The sequence below is a fragment of the Hymenobacter koreensis genome, from assembly GCF_039541855.1.
GTDB classification, from domain to species: Bacteria; Bacteroidota; Bacteroidia; order Cytophagales; family Hymenobacteraceae; genus Solirubrum; species Solirubrum koreensis.
On record NZ_BAABHA010000010.1, the window covers coordinates 120233 to 142687 of the forward strand.

The following is a 22455-nucleotide window of genomic DNA, read 5'->3' on the forward strand; positions in this document are numbered from 1 at the left end:
GAAAACCTCAGCGCACCTCTGCAAGCAACCCCTATCCGCGCCTAATGACCATCCAAGACCTGCGCGCCCAACATCTCATCCTCTTCGAGGCCGTGAGCGGCAGCCGTGCCTACGGCACCAACCTCGCCCACTCCGATACCGACCTGAAAGGCGTGTTTGTGCTGCCCGAAGAGCAGTTCCTTGGCCTCGATTACATTCCGCAGGTAGCCAACGCCACCAACGACGAGGTGTTTTACGAGCTGCGCCGCTTTGTGGAGCTGGCCCTTAAAAACAACCCCAACGTGCTGGAGCTGCTGGCCACACCCGCCGATTGCGTAATGCAGTGCCACCCGCTGTTCGAGGCGTTTCAGCCCGAGTTGTTCCTCTCCAAGCTCTGCCGCCAAACCTTCGCCGATTACGCCGTGGCGCAGATTAAGAAGGCAAAAGGCCTGAACAAGAAAATCAACAACCCCGAGCCGCCCGCCCGCAAAACGGTGCTGGATTTCTGCTACGTGACGGCGGGCGCCGGTGCCATGCCCGTTGAGAAGTGGCTGCAGCGGCAAAACCTCACCGCTGACCAGTGCGGCCTGGCCAACGTATCCCATCTCACCGACCTTTACGCCCTGTTCGCGGACCGCACTCCGAACGCCCTGCTGGGATACCGCGGCCTCGTTCGCGACCCGGAAACGTCGCAGGACGTGCAGCTTTCCGCCGTGCCAAAGGGGGAGGAACCGGTGGCCTACCTTTCGTTTAACCGCAATGGGTACAGCACTTCCTGCCGCGTGTACCGCGAGTACTGGGACTGGGTACAGAAGCGCAACGCTGAACGCTACCAAAACACCGTGCAGCACGGCAAAAACTACGACGCCAAGAATATGCTGCACGTGTTTCGGCTGCTGCAAATGGCCGAGGAAATTGCCCTGCACGGCGAGTTGCGCGTGCGCCGGCCCAATCGGGAATTTCTGCTGCAGATTCGGCGCGGAGAGTTTGAGTACGCCGATCTAGTAGTGCAGGCCGAGGAATTGGTGGAGCGCGTAGATGCTGCCTTTGCCACTTCGCATCTGCCCGACGAGCCCGACCGCGCCGCCGTGGAGGCGCTGTTGGTAAAAACCCGGCAAGCATTTTATGTCGGCCAGGGAAATAAATAGGCACTACGGCAGCGTGCAAAAAAGCCCGTTGCTCTGCCATCCGGCAAAACAACGGGCTGTCCTGAATACTCGATTGCGCTAGAAGCGGGCCGTACGCTGCGCAATGCGTGGGTGAAGTAGCTTGCCCACGCGGCTGCGGCGGTGGCGGTTTTTGCTTTTGTACTTCTTATAAACGGGGCGGTGCGTAAACATTTTTCCCTTCATTTTAGCCTTGGCGTAGGCGCTGGGCCGGGCGGCCATCGTGGGCTGCGAACCACCTAAAATCAGGAGGGCGCAAACGAGTAGCAGGATGCGAAACATGACGGAAACAGGGTTGGTTCGCGCTTATAACTCAAGTGACGGGCCAGGAATTGTGTAATTCCGTAGCCGCAAGGCTTTTTCTTAGCATTGTGCCAAAGTTCCCGGAAAAGATAATGCGCCTATGAGCCGTAGAAATTACCGTGGTGCGCAACCATCTCCTGCTGTGCCCGACGCTTGCGCAAAGCAGAATCAATGGCTAGCCGGTTCATAGGCGGTGATAGTTGATTCCGATTCGGATTAATGAGTACCAAATCGGCTACCATGAAACTCCTCGAATTAACGCCAGCGCCTGCGCCCACCCCCACGGCCTGCTCTGTTTCCGAATGGCGCCATGCGCTACTCACCAACCGGGAGCAAACCCTCACGCGCCTCTACCAACGCACTTTTCCCATGGTGCGCCGCCACGTGCTGCGGCACGGCGGCGCGGAACAGGACGCCAAAGATGTTTTCCACGATGGGCTGGTGGTTTTCTACGAGAAAACCGTAGCCGGTACGCTGCATTTGTCGGCTGCCCCCAGTACCTACCTGGTGGCCGTTTGCCGTAACCTCTGGCACCGGGAGCTGGCGCGCCGCAACCGGTACCGGCCCACCGAGCTGACCGACGAAAATACTGCTCAGCTTTTTGCAGAGCCCGAAATTTCAGTACCTCAGGACAGCATTTCGGTACTGGATTACGTGGCGCAATTGGGCGCTAAGTGCCGCAGCATATTGCTCGCTTTTTACTACTTCCAGCAGCCGCTCGACCAGATAGCCACCGAGCACGGCTACGCCGGCACCCGCTCGGCTACGGTGCAAAAGTTCAAGTGCCTGGAGCGGCTACGCACCGCCGTGCGGGCCGCTGTTTCTACCCCTTCAAGCCGCTGAAGCCATGCGTCCCGAACTCGAACGACTCCGGCGCATTGAGCAGCTGCTTACGGGCACCGAGCCGGCGGCCACCTGGGAGCAAGAGCTGCGCCTCGACCCCACACTAGCCGCCGATGCCGAGGCGCAGCGTCAGCTGTACCAGGCGCTGCACATGGCCGGGCAACGCCAGTTGCGGCAGGAATTGAACATCATTCATGCGCGGCTGTACGGCCGGCGCCGCGCCGGCTGGTTTAGCGCCGTTACAGCCGGGATACGCACCGTGCTGCTGCGCTGGCCGCGCTTTAACTCACCTGGCTAGGCGTTAATCCTTTTTCCTCTTTCACAGATTACGGGCCGCTGAACGGCGCTCCGCCGCTACTACTGTGCCCGTAGGTTTCGTCACGTTTTCAAGCTCCTCACCACATGCTGAACAAACAGGAATTCCGCAAATTTGCCGTTAAAGGCCAGGGCCTGAACGGCCTGGGCGTCGACCAGTACCTGCACCACGTCGAAGGCCAGAGCCGCCATTTCGTCACGGGCATGACGCGCTCCGTGATTGAGGAGCGCCCCACGCGCTTCGCCGAAATTGACGTGTTTTCCCGCCTGATCATGGACCGAATTATTTTCCTGGGCCAGGCTGTCGATGACAACATCGCCAACATCATTAACGCCCAACTGCTCTTCCTCGAGTCGGCCGACGCCAAGAAGGACATCCTGCTCTACATCAACTCGCCCGGCGGCTCGGTGTACGCCGGCCTGGGCATTTACGACACCATGCAGTACGTGGGGCCCGACGTAGCCACCATATGCACCGGATTGGCCGCCTCCATGGGTGCGTTTTTGTTATGCGGCGGAGCCTTGGGGAAACGCTCAGCCCTGCTCCATGCCCGCGTCATGATTCACCAACCTTCGGGCGGCGTGCAAGGGCCTTCTGCTGATATTGAAATAACGGCCCGCGAAGTAGTGAAGCTGCGCCAGGAACTTTACAGCATCTATGCCGAGCGTACCGGTAAAACCTTTCAGCAAATTCACGACGACTCGGACCGTGACTACTGGATGCGCGCCGACGAAGCCAAGGAATACGGCCTCATCGATGAGGTGCTAGAGCCAAAAACACAGTAGGAGAGTAGCCCTTGCTAGCCGGTCAAACCCCTGCTGAAGATTACGCCCAATTGTGTGCTGAGGCACCAGCAAAACTGGTGCAGCTTAATGCAGCGGAGTCGGATAAGCGGCAGTTAGATTACCTGCTGACCGGCTCTTTGGCTGATTTTCCCCAGCAAGCCATCCGAAGTGGCGGCTACGTTTTACACACGTTGGAAGCAGCTCTATGGTGCTTATTGCGCCATAACACGTACGCCGAACCCGTACTGGCTGCTGTTAACCTCGGCGACGATACCGATACCACCGGTGCCGTGGCAGGCGGTTTAGCAGGCTTGTACTACGGCGAGGCGGCAATTCCCGAAGAGTGGCGGTCAACTTTAGCCCGCCGGGTCGATATCGAGGACCTGTGCGCACGCATGGCTGCTGTTGTTAGTGCATAAAAAGGCCCTACGTATCTGTAGGGCCTTTTTCGGTATTCAGAAATGGTTTCGTGACCAGCAAACAGGCTCCGTTAACTGCCAACTACTCTACCACCACGCCCATTTTGCCAAACTTGTCGATGCGCTGCGAAATGCGCTCATCGGCGGGTAGGGCTTCCAGTTCGTCGAGGCATTTGGTCAGCGTCTTTTTCAGCAGCTGAATCATTTTGGTGGGGTCGGTGTGGGCTCCACCGAGCGGTTCTTTCACAATGCTATCGACCAAGCCGGCCTTGAGCATGTCGGTGGCCGTGAGCTTGAGGGCTTCGGCGGCTTGCTCCTTGTAGTTCCAAGAGCGCCACAGAATGCTGGAGCACGATTCCGGTGAAATTACCGAGTACCAGGTGTTTTCGAGCATCATCACCCGGTCGCCGATGGCAATGCCCAGGGCTCCACCCGAGGCCCCTTCACCAATGATGACGCAGATAACCGGCACCTTCAGCATGAACATCTCACGCAGATTACGGGCAATGGCCTCGCCTTGTCCGCGTTCCTCGGCTTCCAGGCCCGGAAAAGCACCGGGCGTGTCAATGAGGGTTACAATGGGCTTGCCGAACTTTTCGGCTAGCTTCATCAGCCGCAGTGCCTTCCGGTAGCCTTCGGGGTTGGGCATGCCGAAATTGCGCATTTGCCGCTGCTTGGTGTTGCGGCCTTTTTGCTGGCCGATAAACATCACGGTGCGGCCATCGAGCTCGGCAAAACCGCCCACCATGGCCTTGTCGTCGGCCACGGTACGGTCGCCGTGCAACTCGATGAACTTCTGGGTCATGCCCTCGATGTAGTCGAGCGTGTAGGGGCGGTCGGGGTGGCGCGAAAGCTGCACCCGCTGCCAACGGGTAAGGTTGGCGTAGGTTTCCTTTTTGAGGGCCTTGATCTTGGCCTCCAGCGCCTCTACGGCTTCCGATACATCAACTTGGCTTTCCTGAGCCAGTTTCTGCATCTCGCGGAGTTTGCCCTCGAGGGCGGCAATGGGTTGTTCGAAGTCGAGCAGCATAGCCAAACAGGGCGGCGGGTGGTCACCGCACAGTCGTTCTTAAACGGTGGGAAATGAAGGATGGCAAAGGTACACGAACCAACGCAAGCTTGAGGCGGCTATTTTTGCGCGGAAGAGGTAAATTTTTTGTGGTTGTTAATCAGCAATAACCGGTGGTAAGATACCCGATTGCGTAAAATTGTAAGGCGCCGACTTGCACGGGGCCAAAACAGCAGCCTACCTTTGCAGCGCAATCGGGGAAACGCCCCGGCTCATTGCAGCCTGGTTCGGTAGTTCAGTTGGTTAGAATGCCGCCCTGTCACGGCGGAGGTCGCGGGTTCGAGTCCCGTCCGGACCGCAAAGAGGCCCTGTAACGCAAGTTGCAGGGCCTCTTTCGGTTTGTAACAGTTTCAGCTTGGCTAAAATTGCCCGCAAATCCGACGGGCACCAGCGTTTCAGCAGGGTATGGGCTTTAAACTTCGCTTTGGCGGAAAGGAGTTAATTTTTTTCTTTCGGCTTTTGTGACTGATTATCAAGCCTGGAGAAACGATTAACATGAATTAAAATCGGCGAGGCCTGTCTTTTTCCTTCGATACAGCTCCTTTTCGATTGCAAATTCAAAAAGCACTTCTACCTTTGCAGCGCAATCGGGGAAACGCCCCGGCCATTGCAGCCTGGTTCGGTAGTTCAGTTGGTTAGAATGCCGCCCTGTCACGGCGGAGGTCGCGGGTTCGAGTCCCGTCCGGACCGCAAAAGCCCTTCGGTGTATTCCGAAGGGCTTTTTCGTTTTTACACCCTACACGCTTTATGCAGGCCTAAACAACTATTAAGTTGCGTTACGGTGCAGCGTGCTTGGTCGGCCGGGAAGGTGGCGCTAAGTGAGCGTGACCGAAGCCAACCCGTATGGACTGGCTTGGTCAAGCTCTAAGGCTAACATGAACGGCACTCCGTTACGCCACGGCTACTAAGTCCAGCGCAGCTGGGTGCGGCGCAGCCATTCGGCCTCCGTGCTTCTGAAAAAATGCCCTTACGGTTGCTGCCAGCTGCAATTCCTCCGAAGCATCGGAAAGATTACCAGCTGCTGCAGAGGCGGTTCGGGGAACGGATAAATAGAGGCGTGCACCGTCGCGGGCCGTATGCCGGTGAACGTACATGGTAGTTTGCCATTGCGAAGCATAGGGCAGGGGCTCGAAACCGATTTCCAGTAGGTATTCGTCGTGCATAGCCATTGCAGTAAGATGATAAACAGGGATATAACGCAGCCCGGCGGCACGCAGGTACCACATAATCATGTGATGAATGAACCCGCCGCGGCTTATTCACTGCGAAAAGCGGGAGGGGCGTATTAGCCGGGGCAATAGTTGAGCGGGTTGACAGGTTTGCGCATCTTGCGTCCATGAACATTCATTCCCTCGATACGGGCCTGTTCAAGCTCGACGGCGGCGCCATGTTTGGCGTGGTACCCAAGTCGCTTTGGAACAAGCTAAACCCCGCCGACGACAACAACATGTGCACCTGGGCATTGCGCTGTCTGCTCATAGAAGACGCTGGCCGCTTAGTACTGGTCGATACAGGCATCGGCAACAAGCAGGACGCCAAATTTCGCGGGCATTTCTACCTACACGGCGACGATTCGCTGGAAGGCTCGCTGCGGAAGCAGGGCTTTACGGCGGCCGATGTAACCGATGTGCTGCTTACTCACTTGCACTTCGACCACTGCGGCGGCGCCGTGGAGCGCACCGCGGACGACAGGCTGCAGGTGGCCTTTCCCAATGCCACGTATTGGTCGAACCAAGCCCACTGGGACTGGGCCGTTCAGCCCAATGCCAGGGAAAAGGCCTCTTTTCTAAAGGAGAACATTTTGCCCATTCAGGAGAGCGGGCAGCTGCGTTTCCTGGAGTCCGGTGCCGGTGTTGGCGCCGCTCTGCCCATGTTGCGCGACCTGGTGTTCGTGAATGGGCACACCGAGCAAATGATGTTGCCCGTAATGGAGTATAAAGGCCGTACGCTGGTGTTTACAGCCGATTTAATTCCCTCGGCGGGTCATTTGCCGTTGCCCTACGTGATGAGCTACGACGTGCGCCCTCTGCAAACCCTTAGCGAAAAAGAGCAGCTGCTTGAACGGGCTGCCGCCGAAAACTGGGTACTGGTGTTCGAACACGATGCGCAAGTGGAGGCCTGCACCGTGACGCGAACCGACCGCGGCATACGTCTGGCCGAAACCTTGCGGTTGGCCGACCTGTAAGCGGGCTGGTGGAAACAGCTACTCCTTTTCGCCGCAGTTTGGGTTTGGCCATGTCGGGCGGCGCGGCGCGTGGCATTGCGCATCTAGGCGTGTTGGAAGCTTTGGACGAGCTTCAACTGCCCATTGGGCGCCTTTCGGGCGTGAGTTCGGGGGCGCTGGCGGCGGTGTTCTACGCGGCCGGTGTTCCACCACGCGAGGTGCTGCGCCTGCTTACCGATACCCGTTTTTTACGCATGTTGCGGCCGGGTTTCGGGCGCGGATTGGTGCGGGTTTCGGTGCTGGAGCAGCTGATTGCGGCGCATTTGCCCGGCAGCCACACCTTTGCCGATTTGCGCTTTCCCGTTACGTTGGCTGCTACCGATCTGGCCGCCGGCGAAACGGTGTATTTTCACGAAGGCCCCTTGTTACCGGCGCTGATGGGTACATCGGCGGTGCCCGTGCTCTTTCAGCCCGTGGAATACCAAAACCGGGTACTGGTGGATGGCGGCCTGCTGAATAACCTGCCCGTGGAACCCTTGTTGAACCGCCCCGAGCTGGCCGTGGTGGGGGTGCACACCAACGTGCTGAACATGGAAGCGCCCATTACCACCATGCGTCACGTGGCCGAGCGCACTTTTTTTCTGGCTATTAGCACCAATGTGGCGCCGCGCCTGGCCCGTTGCGAACTGGTGCTGCAGCCGCAGGAGCTGCGGCAGTTCAGCGTGCTGGATCTGCGGCACGCGGCGGCCATTTTCGAAATAGGGTACCGGTACACGCTGGCACAAGCCGGAGCGTTGGTTTCGTTGCTCGAAAAACCCTCGCCAACCGGGGATTTTGCCTAATTTTGAGCTTTTCCAAGGTTCTTGCCCCTGCGTATGAACAGCTTTTGGCTGGCGTTTTCGAAGTTCTGGTTTAAAATTACGGGCTGGCGGTTGGCTTCCGGCATCCCTGCTCACATCCGGCAGGGCGTCATGATTGCGGCACCGCACACCAGCAATTGGGACTTTATATATTCCCGCGCCGCGTTTTTCCTGATGCGCCGTGACGTGCGTCTGACCATCAAGAAGGAGTGGACCGAAATACCAATCCTGGGCAAGCTCGTCCTGAGCCTGGGCGGGCTGCCTATCGACCGCAGCAAGAACAACAGCACGGTGGAAACCATGATCGAGCTGTTCAAGCAGAATCCGGAGCTGATAATCCTAGTTACGCCCGAAGGCACGCGCAAATATCAGCCGCGCTGGCGCAAAGGCTTTTACCACGCCGCCGTAGGCGCGGGCGTACCCATTCTGCTGGGCTACCTCGATTACGAGAAAAAGGAGGCCGGCGTGGGTCCTGCAGTTTATCCCACCGGCAACTACGAAGCCGATCTGGAAACCATTCAGAGCTTTTACCGCACTAAAAAAGGCCGTTATCCAGAGCAGGGAGTTCGGTAAGTTGCACTGGTTGTTTGAGCGGGTCTGACCTATTGGGGTACCAGAAGCGCCATTAGGGAGCAATTGGGGTTCTACAACTCCGCAAGAATCGGGTTGGGGCAAGGGGATATCCGCGCGTAGTTTTACCGGTATGCAAACGTCGCTTTTCCCACCCACGTTTACGGCTGTGCCCGAGGCACCAGCCGCTACCGATTACCAGCGTGTAGCCCAGGCTATCCGGTTTTTGGAGGAAAATTTCCGCCGCCAGCCGAGCCTGGATGACGTAGCCGCCGCCGTGCACCTGAGTCCGTTCCATTTTCAGCGGCTGTTCAGCGAATGGGCCGGCATCAGCCCCAAGCGCTTTGTGCAATACCTAACCGCCGATTTCCTAAAGGCGCGCTTAGCCGAGGCTGGTAGCTTGGCCGAAGCCGCCGAGGCGGCCGGGCTTTCGGCTCCATCACGGCTGCACGACCTGTTCGTGACGCTGGAAGCGGTAACCCCGCAGCAGTACCGCACCGGGGGCGAAGGCGTGCGAATTGGCTACGGCGTGCACGAAACGCCATTTGGCCCGGCCCTATTGGCTGCTACCGAACGCGGCATCTGCAGCCTGGCGCTGCTAGGTGCAGCTTCTCCCGAAGCGGCCCTGACTGATTTACAAAAGGCCTGGCCCCGAGCCGCACTGGTAAACGATGCAGCCCAAACTGCACCCTTACTGGGGCAGGCATTTGCCACTACGCCTAGCCGACCGCTGCATTTGCTGGTGCGGGGTACTAATTTTCAGGTGAAAGTATGGGAGGCGTTGCTGCGCATTCCGTTGGGGCAGCTGGTTAGCTACCAGCACATTGCGCAGGCCATTGGGCAGCCCAAAGCCCTGCAGGCGGTCGGGTCGGCGGTGGGGGCAAACCCTGTGGCGTACCTGATTCCCTGCCACCGGGTAATTCGAAAGGAAGGCGTGCTGGGTGAATACCGCTGGGGCTCCACCACCAAAAAGGCCATAATAGGTTGGGAAATGGCTCAAACCGAGCTGCAAGCCGGCCAATTCGCGTAGATTAACGGCCCGGCACCTGTTTTCGGAGTTCCGCCTACCATCAAGCTTCCTGCGTCATGCCCGAAAAACTGCAAACCCTGCTTTTTATCCTCCTCGGGATAGTTGTGTTTGTAATCAGCATGGTGCGCAAAGCCCGGGAGGCCATGCGCCGCGAGGCTCAGGAACGCAAATTGCCGCTGCCCGGCGACCAGCGCCCCACCTCGCGGCCGGTGCGGCCGCCCAGTGCCCCATCGTTCGACGACTTGCTGCAGCAAATGAAGGAGCAAAACCGACGCGGTCAGGCGACAACTGCGGCTCCAACTGCCCCCACGCCTGAAACCACGCCGGGAAACCGACCCATTCCCCGCGAAGTAGCGCGAGAAACCCGCACGCTGGAAGCACCCAAACGCGCCGCTCAAAGCCTGGAGGAAGCCGCCTTGGACCGACCTGCCCGCAGCCAGGAAAGGCAAAAGCCCATTGCCCGGCGTGCCGATACGCTGCCGCGCGTAAGCGTGGCCCACGGCAACGAAGATTATTGGAGCCGGAAAGCGGCCGAGCCCCGCGTAGCGCCCGTTGCTACGGGGGCCAGCATTGCGCGCCGCCTGCACAACCCCGCCGATGTACGCACTGCGTTCATTTTATCCGAGGTGCTGCAGCGGCGGTTCGAGGTTTGAGGGCAGTCTATTGCTGCGTGAGGGCGTACGCCAGCAGGTTAGCGCCCATGCGCAGGGCTTGCTCATGCTTTTCCACTGGGTCACGGTAGATTTCGGGGTCTTCCCAGCCGTTGCCCAGGTCGCATTCGTAGCTATAGAAGCACACCAGGCGCCCTTTGTAAATCAGGCCAAAGCCCTGGGGCCGGCCACCGTCGTGTTCGTGAATTTTGGGCAGGCCCTTGGGAAAAGCGAATTTCTGGTGGTAGATGGGGTGGGAAAAGGGCAGTTCCACGAAGCTTAGCTCGGGGAATACCTTCTTCATTTCGGGCCGAATAAACTTGTCGAGGCCGTAATTATCGTCGATGTGCAGGAAGCCGCCGCCGGTGAGGTAGCGCCGTAGGTTTTTGGCTTCGGCATCGGTGAAGGTGATGTTGCCGTGGCCGGTGAGGTGTACAAACGGGTATTGCAGCAGCTCCGCTGAACCGGGCTCTACGGTAGCTTCGTCGGGGGCAATGTTGGTTTTGAGCGTCTGGTTACAGAAGCGAATCAGGTTGGGCAAGGAGGTTTTGTTGCCGTACCAGTCGCCTCCGCCGCCGTACTGCAGGCGCGCTATTTTAAAGCTGTAGCTCGGGCTGGCGGCCGAGAGAGGCAGCAGCAGGACCAGCAGCAAAAGTAAGTTCTTTATCATCGATGGGTGGTTTTCGCAATAATTAGCAGGCTCCTATTCAGCAGCCTAAATCAACTCTCGGGAGTAAACTGCTTCTTTCGAGGCGCATTAGGCTAACAATGTAGCGCTACGATAATTCCCGCACCACGTGTACGGTGTGGCAGGCCGCCAGCGCCGCGGTTTCGGTACGCAGGCGTGAATTCCCCAGCGTTACCGGGCGAATACCGAGGCCCAGCGCCAGCTCTATTTCCTCGGGGGTAAAGTCGCCCTCGGGACCGATAAGGATGCAGCATTCGGTGCCTGTGGCCGCTACTTGGGCCAGCGCGGTCCGTTCGCCTTCGGCCAAATGGGCAATGAACGCGGTAGCCGGCTGCACGGTGCGCACGAAGGAGGCAAAATCGGTAAGCTCGTCGAACTGGGGTAGCCAAGCCTGGCCCGACTGTTTAAGGGCACTCACGGCAATTCGTTCGAGGCGGTCCAGCTTCAGGTCGCGGCGCTCGGAGCGGGCGCAACGTAGGAACGACAGTCGTTCAACCCCGATTTCGGTGGCTTTTTCCACCAGCCATTCCATGCGGTCGAGGTTTTTGGTGGGCGCCACGGCTACGTGCACCTGGTACGGGCGGCGCGGCACCTGCTGCTCGCCCACGATGCGCAACTGGCAGCGCTTGGCTTCGGCCACAGCTACTTCGGCTTGAAATACGCCACCGCGGCCGTTAAGCAGCTCCACTGCGTCACCCTCTCGCAGGCGCAGAACGCGCACGGCGTGCTTGCTTTCGTCTTCGGGCAGGGTGTAAGATGAGCCGGAAAGGTCGGGAGCGAAGAAGGTGTGGGGCATGGGGCAAAGGTAGGTCCGTCCGCCGACGCGGAGTGTGCCGATTATCTTGCATCAGCACTACTTTATTAATTAGCCATGAACTGGAACCGGATTAAGGAAGAAGTATACGTCGTCGATGGATCGTTACTCTACTTGCACGTGCTGGATACCACCGTTGAGGACTGGCGTCGGTGGGTCGGACTAGTCAATAAAACCTATGCGGTAGAATTTCATAACTGACCGGCTGATCGAACGGAGGACAAAGTTGATTTCGCGGTATTACTCAGGCAGTGGGAGAACCCAGACGAGCTAGAGTGGAGCGTCCTTAAAATCAAGATTAGGGATTACACGGTGAATTGTCATTTCCTCTGGAGCGGAGAAATCCAGAGTGACGTTCATCCTGCCGATTTTCAGCAACCAGCAGATCATGAAGCTCTGCTAGCCTACCTGCAACTGGTTTCGACTACACTGCAGAAGCCAGTGCTGCTGGCGCCCGAAGGCGCCCCGGAGGTTGTGCTGCTGGAGGTGACTGGAACGGAGGTTCGGTACTACTTCTAATAGCCAAAGCGCGCTGCCGAATTTATTGGCAGCGCGCTTTGGCGGCTTAATAAGAGCTGATAGCTGTATTGACGTTAATCCAACGACTTGTTCAGCACCTCGGCCAACCGAATACCAGCCCGCGACAGGCACTGGCGCACGTCCTCGATGTGCGAGGTGTAGTACTGCTCCTCCAGGGTTGTGCCGGTGGGGGCTTCGGCGTAGAGCTTAGTGCTGAGCTGATACGATTGAAACAGCCACTGCTCCATCGGGTCGCGGCGCCAGATTTTGGCGGTGCGCTTCTCGGGGTGGTCGTAGTTGGCGGCCATCTGCTGGTAGGAGAGGTTCTGTACCTGAATCAGGCCGCTGTCCCAGAGGCGGTGCAGGTTGGTGCCTTTGCCCTGAAACTGCAGCTGGATGTCGTTGCCGCCTTTGTCTTCGGCCCGGCTGATGTGCATGGGTTGGTGAATGTCGCCTACGATGTGCACCACGAATTTCAACGCCACAATGCGTTGGTCGCGCGGTTGCTTCTTATCGGTAAGTATCCGGATGTTGTCGTTCAGGGCTTGGTAGGCGTTTGGTTCGGTTTTGGCCTTCAGCTGCTCATTGAAAGCGGGGAATTCCAAGCCCAAGGGCAGGTTAACGAAATGCCAGGGGGCAGTGCTTTTGTACTCGGGCGTGCTGCGTACTTCGTCGGCCCAAGTAGAAACGCTGGCCAGGGTTTCGGAACCCAGCAGCTCTTTCACCTGGCGGGCGGCTTTGCGGGAGAGGTGGCGTTCGGCAATGAGGCCCACCGTGCGGTGCCCCTCGGCGCCCCAGGCAAATACCAGGTGGGGAAAGAGGAGCAGCAGCAGCAGCGCGGGGCGGATGAATACGGGCATGGAACGATTCCCTGCTTGCCTTCGAAAACACTTCGGAGCAAATGGGCGCGCAAGTAGGCAAACAACCCGCCGCCGAACAAATTCAGTGAAATGATAATCCTGGAAAACGGCCTCTTGATTTCGAAAGGCGTATAGAAGGTCTTGCTTGTACATTCCCAAACTACACGACCAATGGCAACCAAACTCAAAAAACTAAAGGATCAGGTTATTGTAATTACCGGCGCTTCCAGCGGTATAGGCTTGGTAACGGCCCGCATGGCAGCTCGCAAAGGGGCGAAATTGGTGCTGGCGGCCCGCAGCGAAGCCGCATTGCGGCAGCTGGTTTCTGAGATTGAGCAAGAAGGTGGGAAGGCCACGTACATCGTGGCCGATGTTAGCCAGCCCGACGCGGCCCGCACCATTGCCCAAAAAGCCCTGACCACTTTCGGCGGCTTCGATACCTGGGTGAACAATGCCGGGGTGTCCATTTACGGCAAAGTGGAGGAAACCCCCATCGAAGACATGCGGCAACTGTTCGACGTGAACTTCTGGGGGTTGGTGAATGGCTCGTTGGAGGCGGCCAAGCATTTGAAGCAGAAAGGCGGTGCCATCATTAACGTGGGTAGCATTCTGTCGGATGTAACGGCAATTCTGCAAACCATCTACTCGGCTAGCAAGCACGCCGTGAAAGGCTTTACCGACGGCCTGCGCATGGAGCTGGAAATGGACGGCGCGCCGGTGTCGGTAACGCTCATTCAACCCGCAGCCATTGACACGCCGTACCCCGTGCACGCCAAAAACTACATGGAGCGCGAAGCCAAGCACGCACCGCCCGCTTATGCTCCCGAAACCGTAGCACGCGCCATTTTGCACTGCTGCGCCACCCACGAGCGGAGCGTGGTGGTAGGCGGTGGCGGCCGTGCCTTTATCAGCATGGAGCAATGGACGCCCGCCCTGCTCGATAAGTTTATGGAGAAGTCCTTCGTGAAGCAGGAAAAGGCCGATTACCCGCCGCGCCCCATCGGTCAGAATGCCCTCGACCGCCCCATGGGCGCCCTAGAGGAACGCGGCAACTACCCCGGTCATACCCGCGAGACTAGCTATTATACAGAGGTTGTAACCAGCAAGAGCCCGGTTCTGAAATCGGCTTTGGCCTTGGGGGCTGGATTAGCCCTGGCCACCTGGTTGAGCAAGTCCCGAACCAGTAGCAACTCAGAAGACGCACATGCACGTCCATCACAAAACAGCAGTAACGGCACCTATGCCAGCAACGACCACCGCTACGCGCAGGCTCGCCGCGAAGACTTGCCCTAGCATAATTTAAAGCAATTAAAAGCCCCGCTGGCCGTAGCTAGCGGGGCTTTTTTGTGGTCTGTATCCAGTCGATTGCCGAAGCCTACTTGGTGGTCAGCGTACGCATCAAAGCATCTATATCGTGCATCGATACTTCGTCGGGCATGCTTACGTACGGGTCGTTAAGCCGATGCTTCTGCTGCCACAGGGCCTTGGCTGTTTGGAGTTGGGTTATAGCCGCTTTGGTTTCGTGCCGTTTGTAGTGGGCCAAGGCCGTGTAGTAGTAAGTTTCGGCTAGCCGTTCGTTCACGGTGCGCTGCCGGGCGAAATCGGCCAAAGCGCCGGTGTATTCGCCCAGGCGCAACTTGGTAGTGCCCCGGTGGAGGTAGTCGTAAATGCCCACGCGGTCCTGCTTGGTGTTGTCGGCAATGCACAGATCGAACGTTGCCAGTGCGCCGCGCAGGTCGCCCAACTCCCGCTGGCACAGGCCGGCCACCATGCGCAGGTCGTAGGATCCGTCGCCCGATTGTCCCGGCTGATTGTTCGTCAACGTTTGCAGCCGTTGCAGGTCAAGCAGTGCGCCCCGGTAATCGTGCACAAACTTGAAGCGGCACCAGCCCCGGTCGCCCAGGTACCGGTCGGGCTGCAGCTGCACGGCCACGTCCATCAGTTGCTTCCAGGTCTGAAAATCGCCCCGCTTCAGAAACGGCACCGACTTCTCGTGGTAGGAATAGGCAAAGGTGGGGCACGCCGCAATGGCGCGGTCGAAGTACACTTGCGACTGGATGGAGCCCTGGGGAAACTCAATGGCTTGCAGGTACAACTCGCAGGCAGCGCGTTCAGGGGACCCAGATGGGTAAATCCTGCAATTAGGCTGCGCGCCAGCTATTTGTACAAGCAACGACAGCAGCAAGAAAAGTAGGCAATGCTTCATAGCGTGGCTTCGCGGATGCGGCCCTTATCGACGACGAACGTGATGTAGTAATAGCTGTCCTGGGTTTCGCCATTAATCAGGCCCGGCTCCCAGCCTTTCAGGCTGCGGCAGGCCCGCAGCACGTCGGCTACAAGCGCCGGCTCATACGGCTGCGGCCGGTACTCCGAATCGAGCGTGCTGACGCGAAACCGGTCGGTTTCGCCGCGGTGGTTTACCACGAAACGTACGGTGAGGTAACCGCTGGCAGCGCCGCGAGCAGGCAAGGGCAGCAGAGCCTCGTGCAACAGCCGGCGCAATTCCAGCCGCCCGCCCGTGAAACTGGTGGCGAAGTTGTAATACTGATAGATCGGGCGGTTCGGGCGTAAGGCAAAGTCGGCGCGGTCCTGCGTTGGGTCAAAAGCAATATCCCCAACATGGTACTTGGGGTTATAAGGGAGAGGAATAGCAGCCGAACTTCGCGTTCCAAACTGAGCCTGGAGCCCCAGGGGTAACATGAGGAATAGCAGCAGAAGCCAGCATTTGGGCATAAGGTTAATGTGAGGTTGGGTAGATAACCTGGTAATGGAAGCTCAACGGTTGGTAATGCGTCTTGGTGTAATGCGTCAGCAATTATTTAGCCTGCACCAGGGAAAGGAATAGAGGACTTAATAAACCGAAGGCTCGATCAGCAGTTAGCGGACTCATTTTTAAGCTATAAACGACATTTTTGCATCACCACTTTGGAGGGAGGGTTATCAGCAATATCTGCAACTTGCTTTACTGTTTTTCAGCATAAATATTGTCAGAGAATGAAGTTCAGAGAGTCATACTGCTTGAAAACCGCATTCGAAATGTACTCCGCAAATCAAAGCCGGCAGCAGGTTGAGCAAATGCTAGTAAGCGAAGGAGCCGATTGTGAAAATGCCCCGCAATTAGCCCTGAGTTATTACAAGGATTATCTGTACCTCGCTTTAGAGGAACAGAAGAAAAGGCGCAAGAAGGCTGATGGGCAGATCGTGGCTGGTACGATTATTATGCTGTGCAGTGTGGCCCTGACGCTTATCGTGTATTGGGGTCTGAATGGCAATGACCTGCTCGTGTATTATGGCGCCACCGTTTGCGGCATTGCGTTGCTTATTAAAGGTATTACGGAGAAAAATGCGGCAAATTCAAACAGTGCATTGCTGACAGAGAAATTGAAGTCGTCGCAGATTTTCAGCTTTGAATAAAGAAGGCCCGCTGGCATTTGCCAAAGTCCCTTTTGTACTTATGATAACAATAATCAGCTTTAGTAGGTACGTGAGCGTTAACTAAGAAATGCTCAAGAGGCAACGTGTTTAGATGTGTCATAAATGCGTTCTTCCAGGAGGGTTTGCAGCTTGCGCAGGTAGCGCTGCATCATCCAGCCGCTGTACCAGCGCAGGAACCACAGGGGCGGGGCAAAGCCCAAAGCTCGTTGCACTACCTGCTGTTCGAACTGCAACGTGTAAACGAATTCCGTAACCGACGGGCTAAGGGGCGTGAAGCTTCGTTCAACGCAGGTCCAAACGGGACTGTCTGCCGTACTAGAGCACCTTATGTACTGGTTTGGCTCGTAGGCTTCGTAAACCAGGGTCGTTATCGAATGGGGTAATTTGGCCGACAAACAAGCGTCTTCAGTTGCAATAACTCCAAGACCCGGTTGCGCAGCGTCCAGTGCGGTACCGTTGATTTCCTGCCGCCAATCCCTGTCGTTACGCAAGTCGGCAACGTAGCCAAAAACCTGTTCAACTGGGGCCTGAATAACAATTCGCCGTTCAACAGCCACGACTGGCGAACATGGTTCTACTTGACTCATCTTCATTTGTACTGTGCCGCTATATGCGACGTTTTTCCTCTTTGCAGAGGTAAAGGTCCAGTACACGAGGCGCAGCCACAATCGCACGATCATGTGGCTGGTTCAGTAAAAAAATAGTCGGACGTCTTGACGCAAAAAGCCCCGCCGGCAGCTGCCGGCGGGGCTTTTTAAATCAGGTTTTACAACTATGCGTTGGCTACAGCTTCCACTTTCGGAGCGCCGGCCAGGATTTCTTCGTTGGCGAAATCAGCGTACTTCTTGAAGTTGTTCACGAACTTCTCGGCCAGCGAGGCAGCCGTTTTGTCGTAACCCTCTTTGTCCGACCACGTGTTGCGCGGATCAAGGATTTCGGTGGGTACGCCGGGCACCGAAGCCGGAACTTCCACGCCGAAGATGGGGTGCTTCACGAACTCCACGTCGTTGAGTTTGCCTTCCAGCGCGGCCGTAATCATGGCGCGGGTGTAGGGCAGCTTCATGCGCGAGCCTACGCCGTACGAGCCACCGCTCCAGCCGGTGTTAATCAGCCACACGTTCACTTCGTGCTCTTCCATTTTCTGGCCCAGCATTTCGGCGTACTTGGTGGGGTGCAGCGGCAGGAACACGGCGCCGAAGCAGGCCGAGAACGTAGTTTGCGGCTCGGTAATGCCCATTTCCGTACCGGCTACCTTGGCGGTGTAACCCGACATGAAGTGGTACATGGCGTGGCTCTTGTCGAGGCGCGAAATGGGAGGCAGTACCCCGAAAGCATCGGCCGTGAGGAAGAAGATGTTCTTCGGCACACCGGCTACCGATGGCTCGATGGCGTTGTCGATGTAGTTGATGGGGTAGGCGGTGCGGGTGTTTTCCGTCACCGACTTGTTAGCGTAATCAACGGTGTGCGTGCCGGGGATAAAGCGCGTGTTTTCCACAATCGAGCCGAACTTGATGGCGTCCCAGATCTGGGGCTCCTTCTCCTTGCTCAGGTCGATAACCTTGGCGTAGCAGCCACCTTCGAAGTTGAAGATGCCGTTCTGGCCGGGCATCCAGCCGTGCTCGTCGTCGCCAATCAGGCCGCGGTTCGGGTCGGCCGACAGGGTGGTTTTGCCGGTGCCGGAGAGGCCGAAGAAAATGGCTGCGTCGCCGCTTTCGCCTACGTTAGCCGAGCAGTGCATGGGCAGCGTTTCCCGCTCGTGGGGGAGCAGGTAGTTCAGCACACCGAAGATGCCTTTCTTCATTTCGCCGGCGTAGCCCGTACCACCAATCAGAATCATCTTCTTGGTGAAGTTCAGGATGGCGAAGTTGGGCTGGCGGGTACCGTCTACGGCCGGGTCAGCTTCGAAGCCGGGGGCGCAGATGATGGAGAAGTCGGGCGTCCAGCTGGTGTCAGCGCCTTCCTCGGGGCGCAGGAACATGTTGTAGCAGAACAGGTTGTGCCAGGCTAGCTCGTTTACTACGCGCAGCTTCAGCTCGTAGTCGGGGTGGGCGCCGGCCATGGCGTCGCGCACGTAAATCTTTTTGTCGGCCAGGTAAGCCACCATTTTCTGGTGCAGCTGGTCGAACTTGTCGGCATCAAACGGAATGTTGATGTCGCCCCACCATACGCTATCCTCGGTGTTGGCGTCGCGCACTACAAAACGGTCTTTGGGCGAGCGGCCGGTGAACTTGCCGGTGTCGGCCATCAGGGCGCCCGTGTCGGTGAGGGTGCCTTCGCCGTTCCGGAGGGCTTCCTCCACCAGCTCGGCGGGCGTCAGGTTAAGACGTACCTCTTGGGCCTGGGTGATGCCCAGCGGCTTGAGGCGGTCCAGAGCAGCGGCGGAAGTGCTGGTTTCCATCATAAAAACGCGGTAGGTAGGTAAGGTAGGGAGAGTGGGAAATGGGAAATGGGGAAATCCGAGACAAAAATAGGCGAAAATCCGGTGTGGCAGTCCAGCCGACTCCTATTAATGCCCGTTGCCTTAGTGGGCCGCTCTACGCTGGCAAGGGGGTAACAGTTGGGAAAATTTGGCTAGATTTACCCGTAAGCCCCCAGCTCTGTTAAGCGGCTGGTGGGCTTTTTGTTTCCTCTCCATTACTCCCAAACCCTCTTTTCTCCACGCACTCATGCAAGTAGCCTCCGCTCAGGCCCAGCCGCCAACCCAAATGAGCACCAAGCACCCCCCCGGCCTGTACCTGCTGTTCTTCACCGAAATGTGGGAACGGTTTAGTTACTACGGCATGCGCGGTTTGCTGGTGTTGTACCTCACCAAAACGGCTGTGCAAGGCGGCTTGGGCATTCCCGAAGCCAGTGCCACGCTCATTTACGGTTACTTCACGGGCTTCGTGTACTTCACGCCCATCATCGGTGGCTACCTCGCCGATAAATACATAGGCCAGCGGCGCGCTATCCTTATTGGGGGTATTACCATGGCCCTTGCCCAGCTCTGCCTGTTTATGCAGCCGGCGGTTTCCACCGACCCGGCCATTTTTGGCATGCCCTGGCCCACCGCCCTGGGCTTGCTGCTGCTGATTTTGGGCAACGGTTTCTTTAAGCCGAACATTTCGACCATCGTTGGTAAGCTCTACCAGCAAGGCGACCCAAAGCGCGACGCCGCTTTCACCATTTTCTACATGGGCATCAACGTGGGCGCCTTTTTTGCTCCGTTGGTCTGCGGTTACCTTGCCGAAGACCTGTTCGCCACCAAAACGGTGGTAAACGGCGTCACCGAAATCAGCAGCTACGGCTTCCGCTACGGTTTCTTGGCCGCCGGTATTGGCATGATGCTGGGCCAGCTGGCCTTTAACCTCCTCGGCAAGAAATACCTTGGCGACGTGGGCATGTACCCCGAAGGCCATGGCGAAGACAAAACCATTGCCAAAGCCCCGCTCACCAAGGAAGAAACCGACCGCATGGCCGTTATCTTCATTATTACGCTGTTCGTGGTGTTCTTCTGGGCTGGTTTCGAGCAGGCTGGGTCATCCTTAACGCTCTACACCGATAAGTACATCAACCGCGACGTGTTCGGCTTCCTGATTCCGACCTCGTGGTTCCAGTCGGTTAACCCGCTCTTTATCGTGGCTTTTGCACCCGTAACGGCTGGTATTTGGCTGGCCCTCGGGCGCAAAGGCAAAGACCTGAGCATTCCGGTGAAGATGGGCCTGGGCATGATTCTGCTCGGTGCCGGCTTCCTGTTCATGGTGGGCGCCGTAATGGAGCGCGGCGGCGACGTGCAGGACACGACCATTAAGGCCAGCATTTTGTGGCTGCTTGCTACGTACTTCTTCCACACCATCGGCGAGCTGTGCCTGTCGCCCATCGGCCTCTCGATGGTGTCGCGTCTGTCGCCGGTGTCGCTCACGTCCATGCTCATGGGCGTGTGGTTCCTGGCGCCCTTCGTGGCCCAGATTGCCGGTGGCTACATTGCTGCTTACGTAGAAGAGCTCGGTGCCCTAAAGGTGTTCGGCCTGATTGCCGCCTTCGTAATCGGGGCTGGCTTGCTGCTCATCCTCATTGCCAAAAAGCTGTTCCACATGATGCACGGCCGCGGGTAACTCCTGCCAGTATCATTTGACTTAAAAAGCCCCGCCGGAACTACTCCGGCGGGGCTTTTTGCGGCTCATTCCAGCGCGCAGCGAATCTGCGCAACCAAAGAGCCGTGAGGGTCACCTTTGGATCGGATGATCTTCGTCCGCTGCCGTAACAAAACGTGGTTACTTGCGCCCGTCTTCACTTCGTCCGGCTTGCTCATTCCCGACGCCTCCCCGAATGCAAACTACCTCTACGCCCGGCAACTCAGCTGCCGCCCCAAGCAGCACCAGCCACCCCAAGGGCCTGTACGTGCTGTTTCTCACCGAAATGTGGGAACGGTTTAGCTTTTACGGCATGCGGGCGCTGCTGAGTTTGTACATGGGCAAGGCGTTGCTCTTCGATAAGGCTCTGACCTCGCGTTTCTACGGCAACTACACTAGCCTGGTGTACCTCACGCCGCTGCTCGGCGGCTACCTCGCCGACCGGTATTGGGGCAACCGCCGCTCCATATTAATAGGCGGCTTGCTGATGGCTCTAGGGCAGTTTTGCCTGTTTTTCAGTGCCTCGCTGTACGTGGCGGGTCAAACCGAAGCTGGGGCTGCGCAAAAGCTGCTGTTCTTCTCGGGGCTGGGCCTGCTGATTTTCGGCAACGGTTCCTTTAAGCCCAATATCTCGTCGATGGTGGGCATGCTCTACCCAGCCGGCGACAAGCGCATTGATACGGCTTACACCATTTTTTACATGGGTATCAACATCGGGGCCTTTCTCTCGCCTTTAGTATGCGGCTACCTGGGCGACACCGATAATCCGGCTGATTTCAAGTGGGGTTTTCTGGCCGCTGGCATTGGTATGTTGCTTGGTACTGCCACTTTCGAGCTGTTCAAACACCGTTACGTGGTGGATGCACAAGGCGCCCCGCTGGGTGCCAAGCCCGAGCGACAGGTGGCACAGTCCCCGGTTGTGCCTCTCACAACCGATGCTCCCGTACGCAACGAAACCTTGGCCACACCGGCCTCTACCGGAGTTACCGCCGGCCGCATGCTGGCCTTAGCCGCCATTTTCACGGCCGTGTATGCCGCCATTGCCTGGTACATGAATCAGGACTGGATCGGGGCCTTGGTTTTTTCCGCCATGCTGGTGGTGCCTTTGGTGGTGCTGGCCGACGCCTCGCTCACGGCCCGAGAAAAAGAGAAAATCTACGTCATCTTCATCCTGAGCTTCTTCGTGATTTTCTTCTGGGGCGCCTACGAGCAGGCCGGCGCCTCACTCACTTTCTTCGCCGATGAGCAAACCGACCGGCAACTGGGTCGCTACGTTATGCCCGCTTCGTATTTCCAGTCGGCCCCGGCGTTGTTCGTTATTACGTTTGCGCCGCTGTTCGCTGTCATCTGGACCGCGCTGGGCCGCCGCGGGCTGGAGCCGTCGTCGCCGCTGAAAATGGCCATAGGCTTGCTGCTGCTCGGCTTGGGCTACCTCATCATTGCCTTTGGGGTAAAGGGCGTAGATGCAGCCACGAAAGTGAGCATGTTCTGGCTGGTGGCCATGTACTTGCTGCACGTATTCGGGGAGTTGTGTCTGTCGCCCATCGGCTTAGCGTTAGTAAACAAACTGTCGCCGGCCCGTTTTGCTTCGTTGCTAATGGCCGTGTGGTTTATGGCTACGGCCGGCGGTAACAAGCTGGCCGGTGTGCTAAGTGGACTGTACCCCGAGCCGGGCAAAGCCGCTCCGCACTTCCTCGGCTTCGAAATCAGCGGCCTTTACGAGTTCTTCTTGATTTTCGTAGGATTGTCGGTAGCCTCGTCGTTGGTGCTATTCCTAATCCAAAGCCGATTAACGCGCATGATGAACGAGCCAGTTGAAGCATAAATACTTTACAACCAAACGCAAAAAAGCCCTGCCGGACTTGGTCCGGCA

24 protein-coding genes and 2 tRNA genes are annotated in these 22455 nt (G+C 57.7%); 16 read left to right on the forward strand and 10 right to left on the reverse strand.

Features of this window, described 5'->3' with window-relative positions; all coding sequences use genetic code 11:
• Window positions 1–44: 44 nt before the first annotated feature.
• The gene (locus ABD903_RS14415) at window positions 45–1127 is read left to right on the forward strand and encodes a DNA polymerase beta superfamily protein (protein WP_345225378.1); all 1083 of its coding nucleotides are present in this window, start codon (window positions 45–47) and stop codon (window positions 1125–1127) included.
• 78 nt (window positions 1128–1205) lie between these two features.
• Here ABD903_RS14415 and ABD903_RS14420 read toward each other — a convergent pair whose 3' ends face one another.
• Window positions 1206–1427, reverse strand: coding sequence for a hypothetical protein (locus ABD903_RS14420; RefSeq protein ID WP_345225380.1), 222 nt, complete (start codon window positions 1425–1427; stop codon window positions 1206–1208).
• Between the two features lie 261 nt (window positions 1428–1688).
• On the opposite strand from ABD903_RS14420, the gene ABD903_RS14425 reads away from it, so the two are divergent.
• The 4 genes from ABD903_RS14425 to ABD903_RS14440 all read left to right on the forward strand — a co-directional run bounded on the left by ABD903_RS14425 (window position 1689) and on the right by ABD903_RS14440 (window position 3811).
• A complete protein-coding gene (locus tag ABD903_RS14425) occupies window positions 1689–2291 on the forward strand; it encodes an RNA polymerase sigma factor (RefSeq protein ID WP_345225382.1) in 603 nt (200 codons plus the stop codon).
• Window positions 2292–2295: 4 nt separating this feature from the next.
• Window positions 2296–2589 carry a hypothetical protein gene (locus ABD903_RS14430; protein ID WP_345225384.1) on the forward strand — a complete coding sequence of 98 codons (294 nt, stop codon included), beginning with the start codon at window positions 2296–2298 and terminating at the stop codon, window positions 2587–2589.
• A gap of 104 nt (window positions 2590–2693) precedes the next feature.
• Entirely contained in the window at window positions 2694–3392 is a 699-nt protein-coding gene (locus ABD903_RS14435) for a ClpP family protease (RefSeq protein WP_345225385.1), read from the forward strand.
• 11 nt (window positions 3393–3403) lie between these two features.
• Entirely contained in the window at window positions 3404–3811 is a 408-nt protein-coding gene (locus ABD903_RS14440) for an ADP-ribosylglycohydrolase family protein (RefSeq protein ID WP_345225387.1), read from the forward strand.
• An 82-nt stretch (window positions 3812–3893) separates the two neighbouring features.
• Here ABD903_RS14440 and ABD903_RS14445 read toward each other — a convergent pair whose 3' ends face one another.
• Window positions 3894–4841 (reverse strand): acetyl-CoA carboxylase carboxyltransferase subunit alpha, encoded by a 948-nt coding sequence (locus ABD903_RS14445; RefSeq protein ID WP_345225389.1) that lies wholly within the window; start codon window positions 4839–4841, stop codon window positions 3894–3896.
• A 263-nt stretch (window positions 4842–5104) separates the two neighbouring features.
• On the opposite strand from ABD903_RS14445, the gene ABD903_RS14450 reads away from it, so the two are divergent.
• Window positions 5105–5178, forward strand: a tRNA-Asp gene (locus tag ABD903_RS14450).
• A 318-nt stretch (window positions 5179–5496) separates the two neighbouring features.
• Window positions 5497–5570: transfer RNA gene (locus tag ABD903_RS14455), tRNA-Asp, on the forward strand.
• Between the two features lie 200 nt (window positions 5571–5770).
• Here the strand turns inward: ABD903_RS14455 and ABD903_RS14460 are convergent.
• Window positions 5771–6106, reverse strand: a complete 336-nt coding sequence (locus ABD903_RS14460) for a hypothetical protein (protein WP_345225390.1) — start codon at window positions 6104–6106, stop codon at window positions 5771–5773.
• A 110-nt stretch (window positions 6107–6216) separates the two neighbouring features.
• On the opposite strand from ABD903_RS14460, the gene ABD903_RS14465 reads away from it, so the two are divergent.
• From ABD903_RS14465 to ABD903_RS14485, 5 genes are all read left to right on the forward strand, one after another.
• Window positions 6217–7065 (forward strand): MBL fold metallo-hydrolase, encoded by an 849-nt coding sequence (locus ABD903_RS14465; protein ID WP_345225392.1) that lies wholly within the window; start codon window positions 6217–6219, stop codon window positions 7063–7065.
• An 8-nt stretch (window positions 7066–7073) separates the two neighbouring features.
• Window positions 7074–7886 carry a patatin-like phospholipase family protein gene (locus ABD903_RS14470; protein WP_345225394.1) on the forward strand — a complete coding sequence of 271 codons (813 nt, stop codon included), beginning with the start codon at window positions 7074–7076 and terminating at the stop codon, window positions 7884–7886.
• Window positions 7887–7919: 33 nt separating this feature from the next.
• Complete coding sequence (locus tag ABD903_RS14475; protein ID WP_345225396.1) at window positions 7920–8477, forward strand: 1-acyl-sn-glycerol-3-phosphate acyltransferase; 558 nt, start codon at window positions 7920–7922, stop codon at window positions 8475–8477.
• A 130-nt stretch (window positions 8478–8607) separates the two neighbouring features.
• Window positions 8608–9504 carry a methylated-DNA--[protein]-cysteine S-methyltransferase gene (locus ABD903_RS14480; protein ID WP_345225398.1) on the forward strand — a complete coding sequence of 299 codons (897 nt, stop codon included), beginning with the start codon at window positions 8608–8610 and terminating at the stop codon, window positions 9502–9504.
• 56 nt (window positions 9505–9560) lie between these two features.
• Complete coding sequence (locus ABD903_RS14485; protein WP_345225400.1) at window positions 9561–10157, forward strand: hypothetical protein; 597 nt, start codon at window positions 9561–9563, stop codon at window positions 10155–10157.
• Between the two features lie 7 nt (window positions 10158–10164).
• Here ABD903_RS14485 and ABD903_RS14490 read toward each other — a convergent pair whose 3' ends face one another.
• The 3 genes from ABD903_RS14490 to ABD903_RS14500 form a co-directional block, all read right to left on the reverse strand.
• Complete coding sequence (locus tag ABD903_RS14490) at window positions 10165–10824, reverse strand: DUF4159 domain-containing protein (RefSeq protein WP_345225402.1); 660 nt, start codon at window positions 10822–10824, stop codon at window positions 10165–10167.
• Window positions 10825–10930: 106 nt separating this feature from the next.
• The gene (locus ABD903_RS14495; RefSeq protein ID WP_345225403.1) at window positions 10931–11638 is read right to left on the reverse strand and encodes a 16S rRNA (uracil(1498)-N(3))-methyltransferase; all 708 of its coding nucleotides are present in this window, start codon (window positions 11636–11638) and stop codon (window positions 10931–10933) included.
• A 611-nt stretch (window positions 11639–12249) separates the two neighbouring features.
• Window positions 12250–13035: a S1/P1 nuclease gene (locus ABD903_RS14500; protein WP_345225405.1), complete on the reverse strand. Its 786-nt coding sequence runs from the start codon at window positions 13033–13035 to the stop codon at window positions 12250–12252.
• A gap of 171 nt (window positions 13036–13206) precedes the next feature.
• Here ABD903_RS14500 and ABD903_RS14505 point away from each other — a divergent pair, with 171 nt between their 5' ends.
• Entirely contained in the window at window positions 13207–14328 is a 1122-nt protein-coding gene (locus ABD903_RS14505; protein WP_345225406.1) for an SDR family oxidoreductase, read from the forward strand.
• A gap of 82 nt (window positions 14329–14410) precedes the next feature.
• Here the strand turns inward: ABD903_RS14505 and ABD903_RS14510 are convergent, their stop codons facing one another.
• Together ABD903_RS14510 and ABD903_RS14515 are read right to left on the reverse strand one after the other, a co-directional pair.
• Window positions 14411–15130 carry a hypothetical protein gene (locus tag ABD903_RS14510; protein ID WP_345225408.1) on the reverse strand — a complete coding sequence of 240 codons (720 nt, stop codon included), beginning with the start codon at window positions 15128–15130 and terminating at the stop codon, window positions 14411–14413.
• A 107-nt stretch (window positions 15131–15237) separates the two neighbouring features.
• Window positions 15238–15768, reverse strand: a complete 531-nt coding sequence (locus ABD903_RS14515) for a hypothetical protein (RefSeq protein ID WP_345225410.1) — start codon at window positions 15766–15768, stop codon at window positions 15238–15240.
• A gap of 285 nt (window positions 15769–16053) precedes the next feature.
• On the opposite strand from ABD903_RS14515, the gene ABD903_RS14520 reads away from it, so the two are divergent.
• Window positions 16054–16449 (forward strand): hypothetical protein, encoded by a 396-nt coding sequence (locus tag ABD903_RS14520; protein ID WP_345225411.1) that lies wholly within the window; start codon window positions 16054–16056, stop codon window positions 16447–16449.
• Between the two features lie 92 nt (window positions 16450–16541).
• On the opposite strand, the gene ABD903_RS14525 is transcribed toward ABD903_RS14520, so the two are convergent.
• Together ABD903_RS14525 and pckA are read right to left on the reverse strand one after the other, a co-directional pair.
• Complete coding sequence (locus ABD903_RS14525) at window positions 16542–17150, reverse strand: SRPBCC family protein (protein ID WP_345225413.1); 609 nt, start codon at window positions 17148–17150, stop codon at window positions 16542–16544.
• A gap of 92 nt (window positions 17151–17242) precedes the next feature.
• The gene (gene pckA, locus ABD903_RS14530; RefSeq protein ID WP_345226415.1) at window positions 17243–18868 is read right to left on the reverse strand and encodes a phosphoenolpyruvate carboxykinase (ATP); all 1626 of its coding nucleotides are present in this window, start codon (window positions 18866–18868) and stop codon (window positions 17243–17245) included.
• A 268-nt stretch (window positions 18869–19136) separates the two neighbouring features.
• Here pckA and ABD903_RS14535 point away from each other — a divergent pair, with 268 nt between their 5' ends.
• Window positions 19137–20564: a peptide MFS transporter gene (locus ABD903_RS14535; RefSeq protein WP_345225415.1), complete on the forward strand. Its 1428-nt coding sequence runs from the start codon at window positions 19137–19139 to the stop codon at window positions 20562–20564.
• Between the two features lie 214 nt (window positions 20565–20778).
• Window positions 20779–22407 (forward strand): peptide MFS transporter, encoded by a 1629-nt coding sequence (locus ABD903_RS14540; protein ID WP_345225417.1) that lies wholly within the window; start codon window positions 20779–20781, stop codon window positions 22405–22407.
• Window positions 22408–22455: the final 48 nt, after the last annotated feature.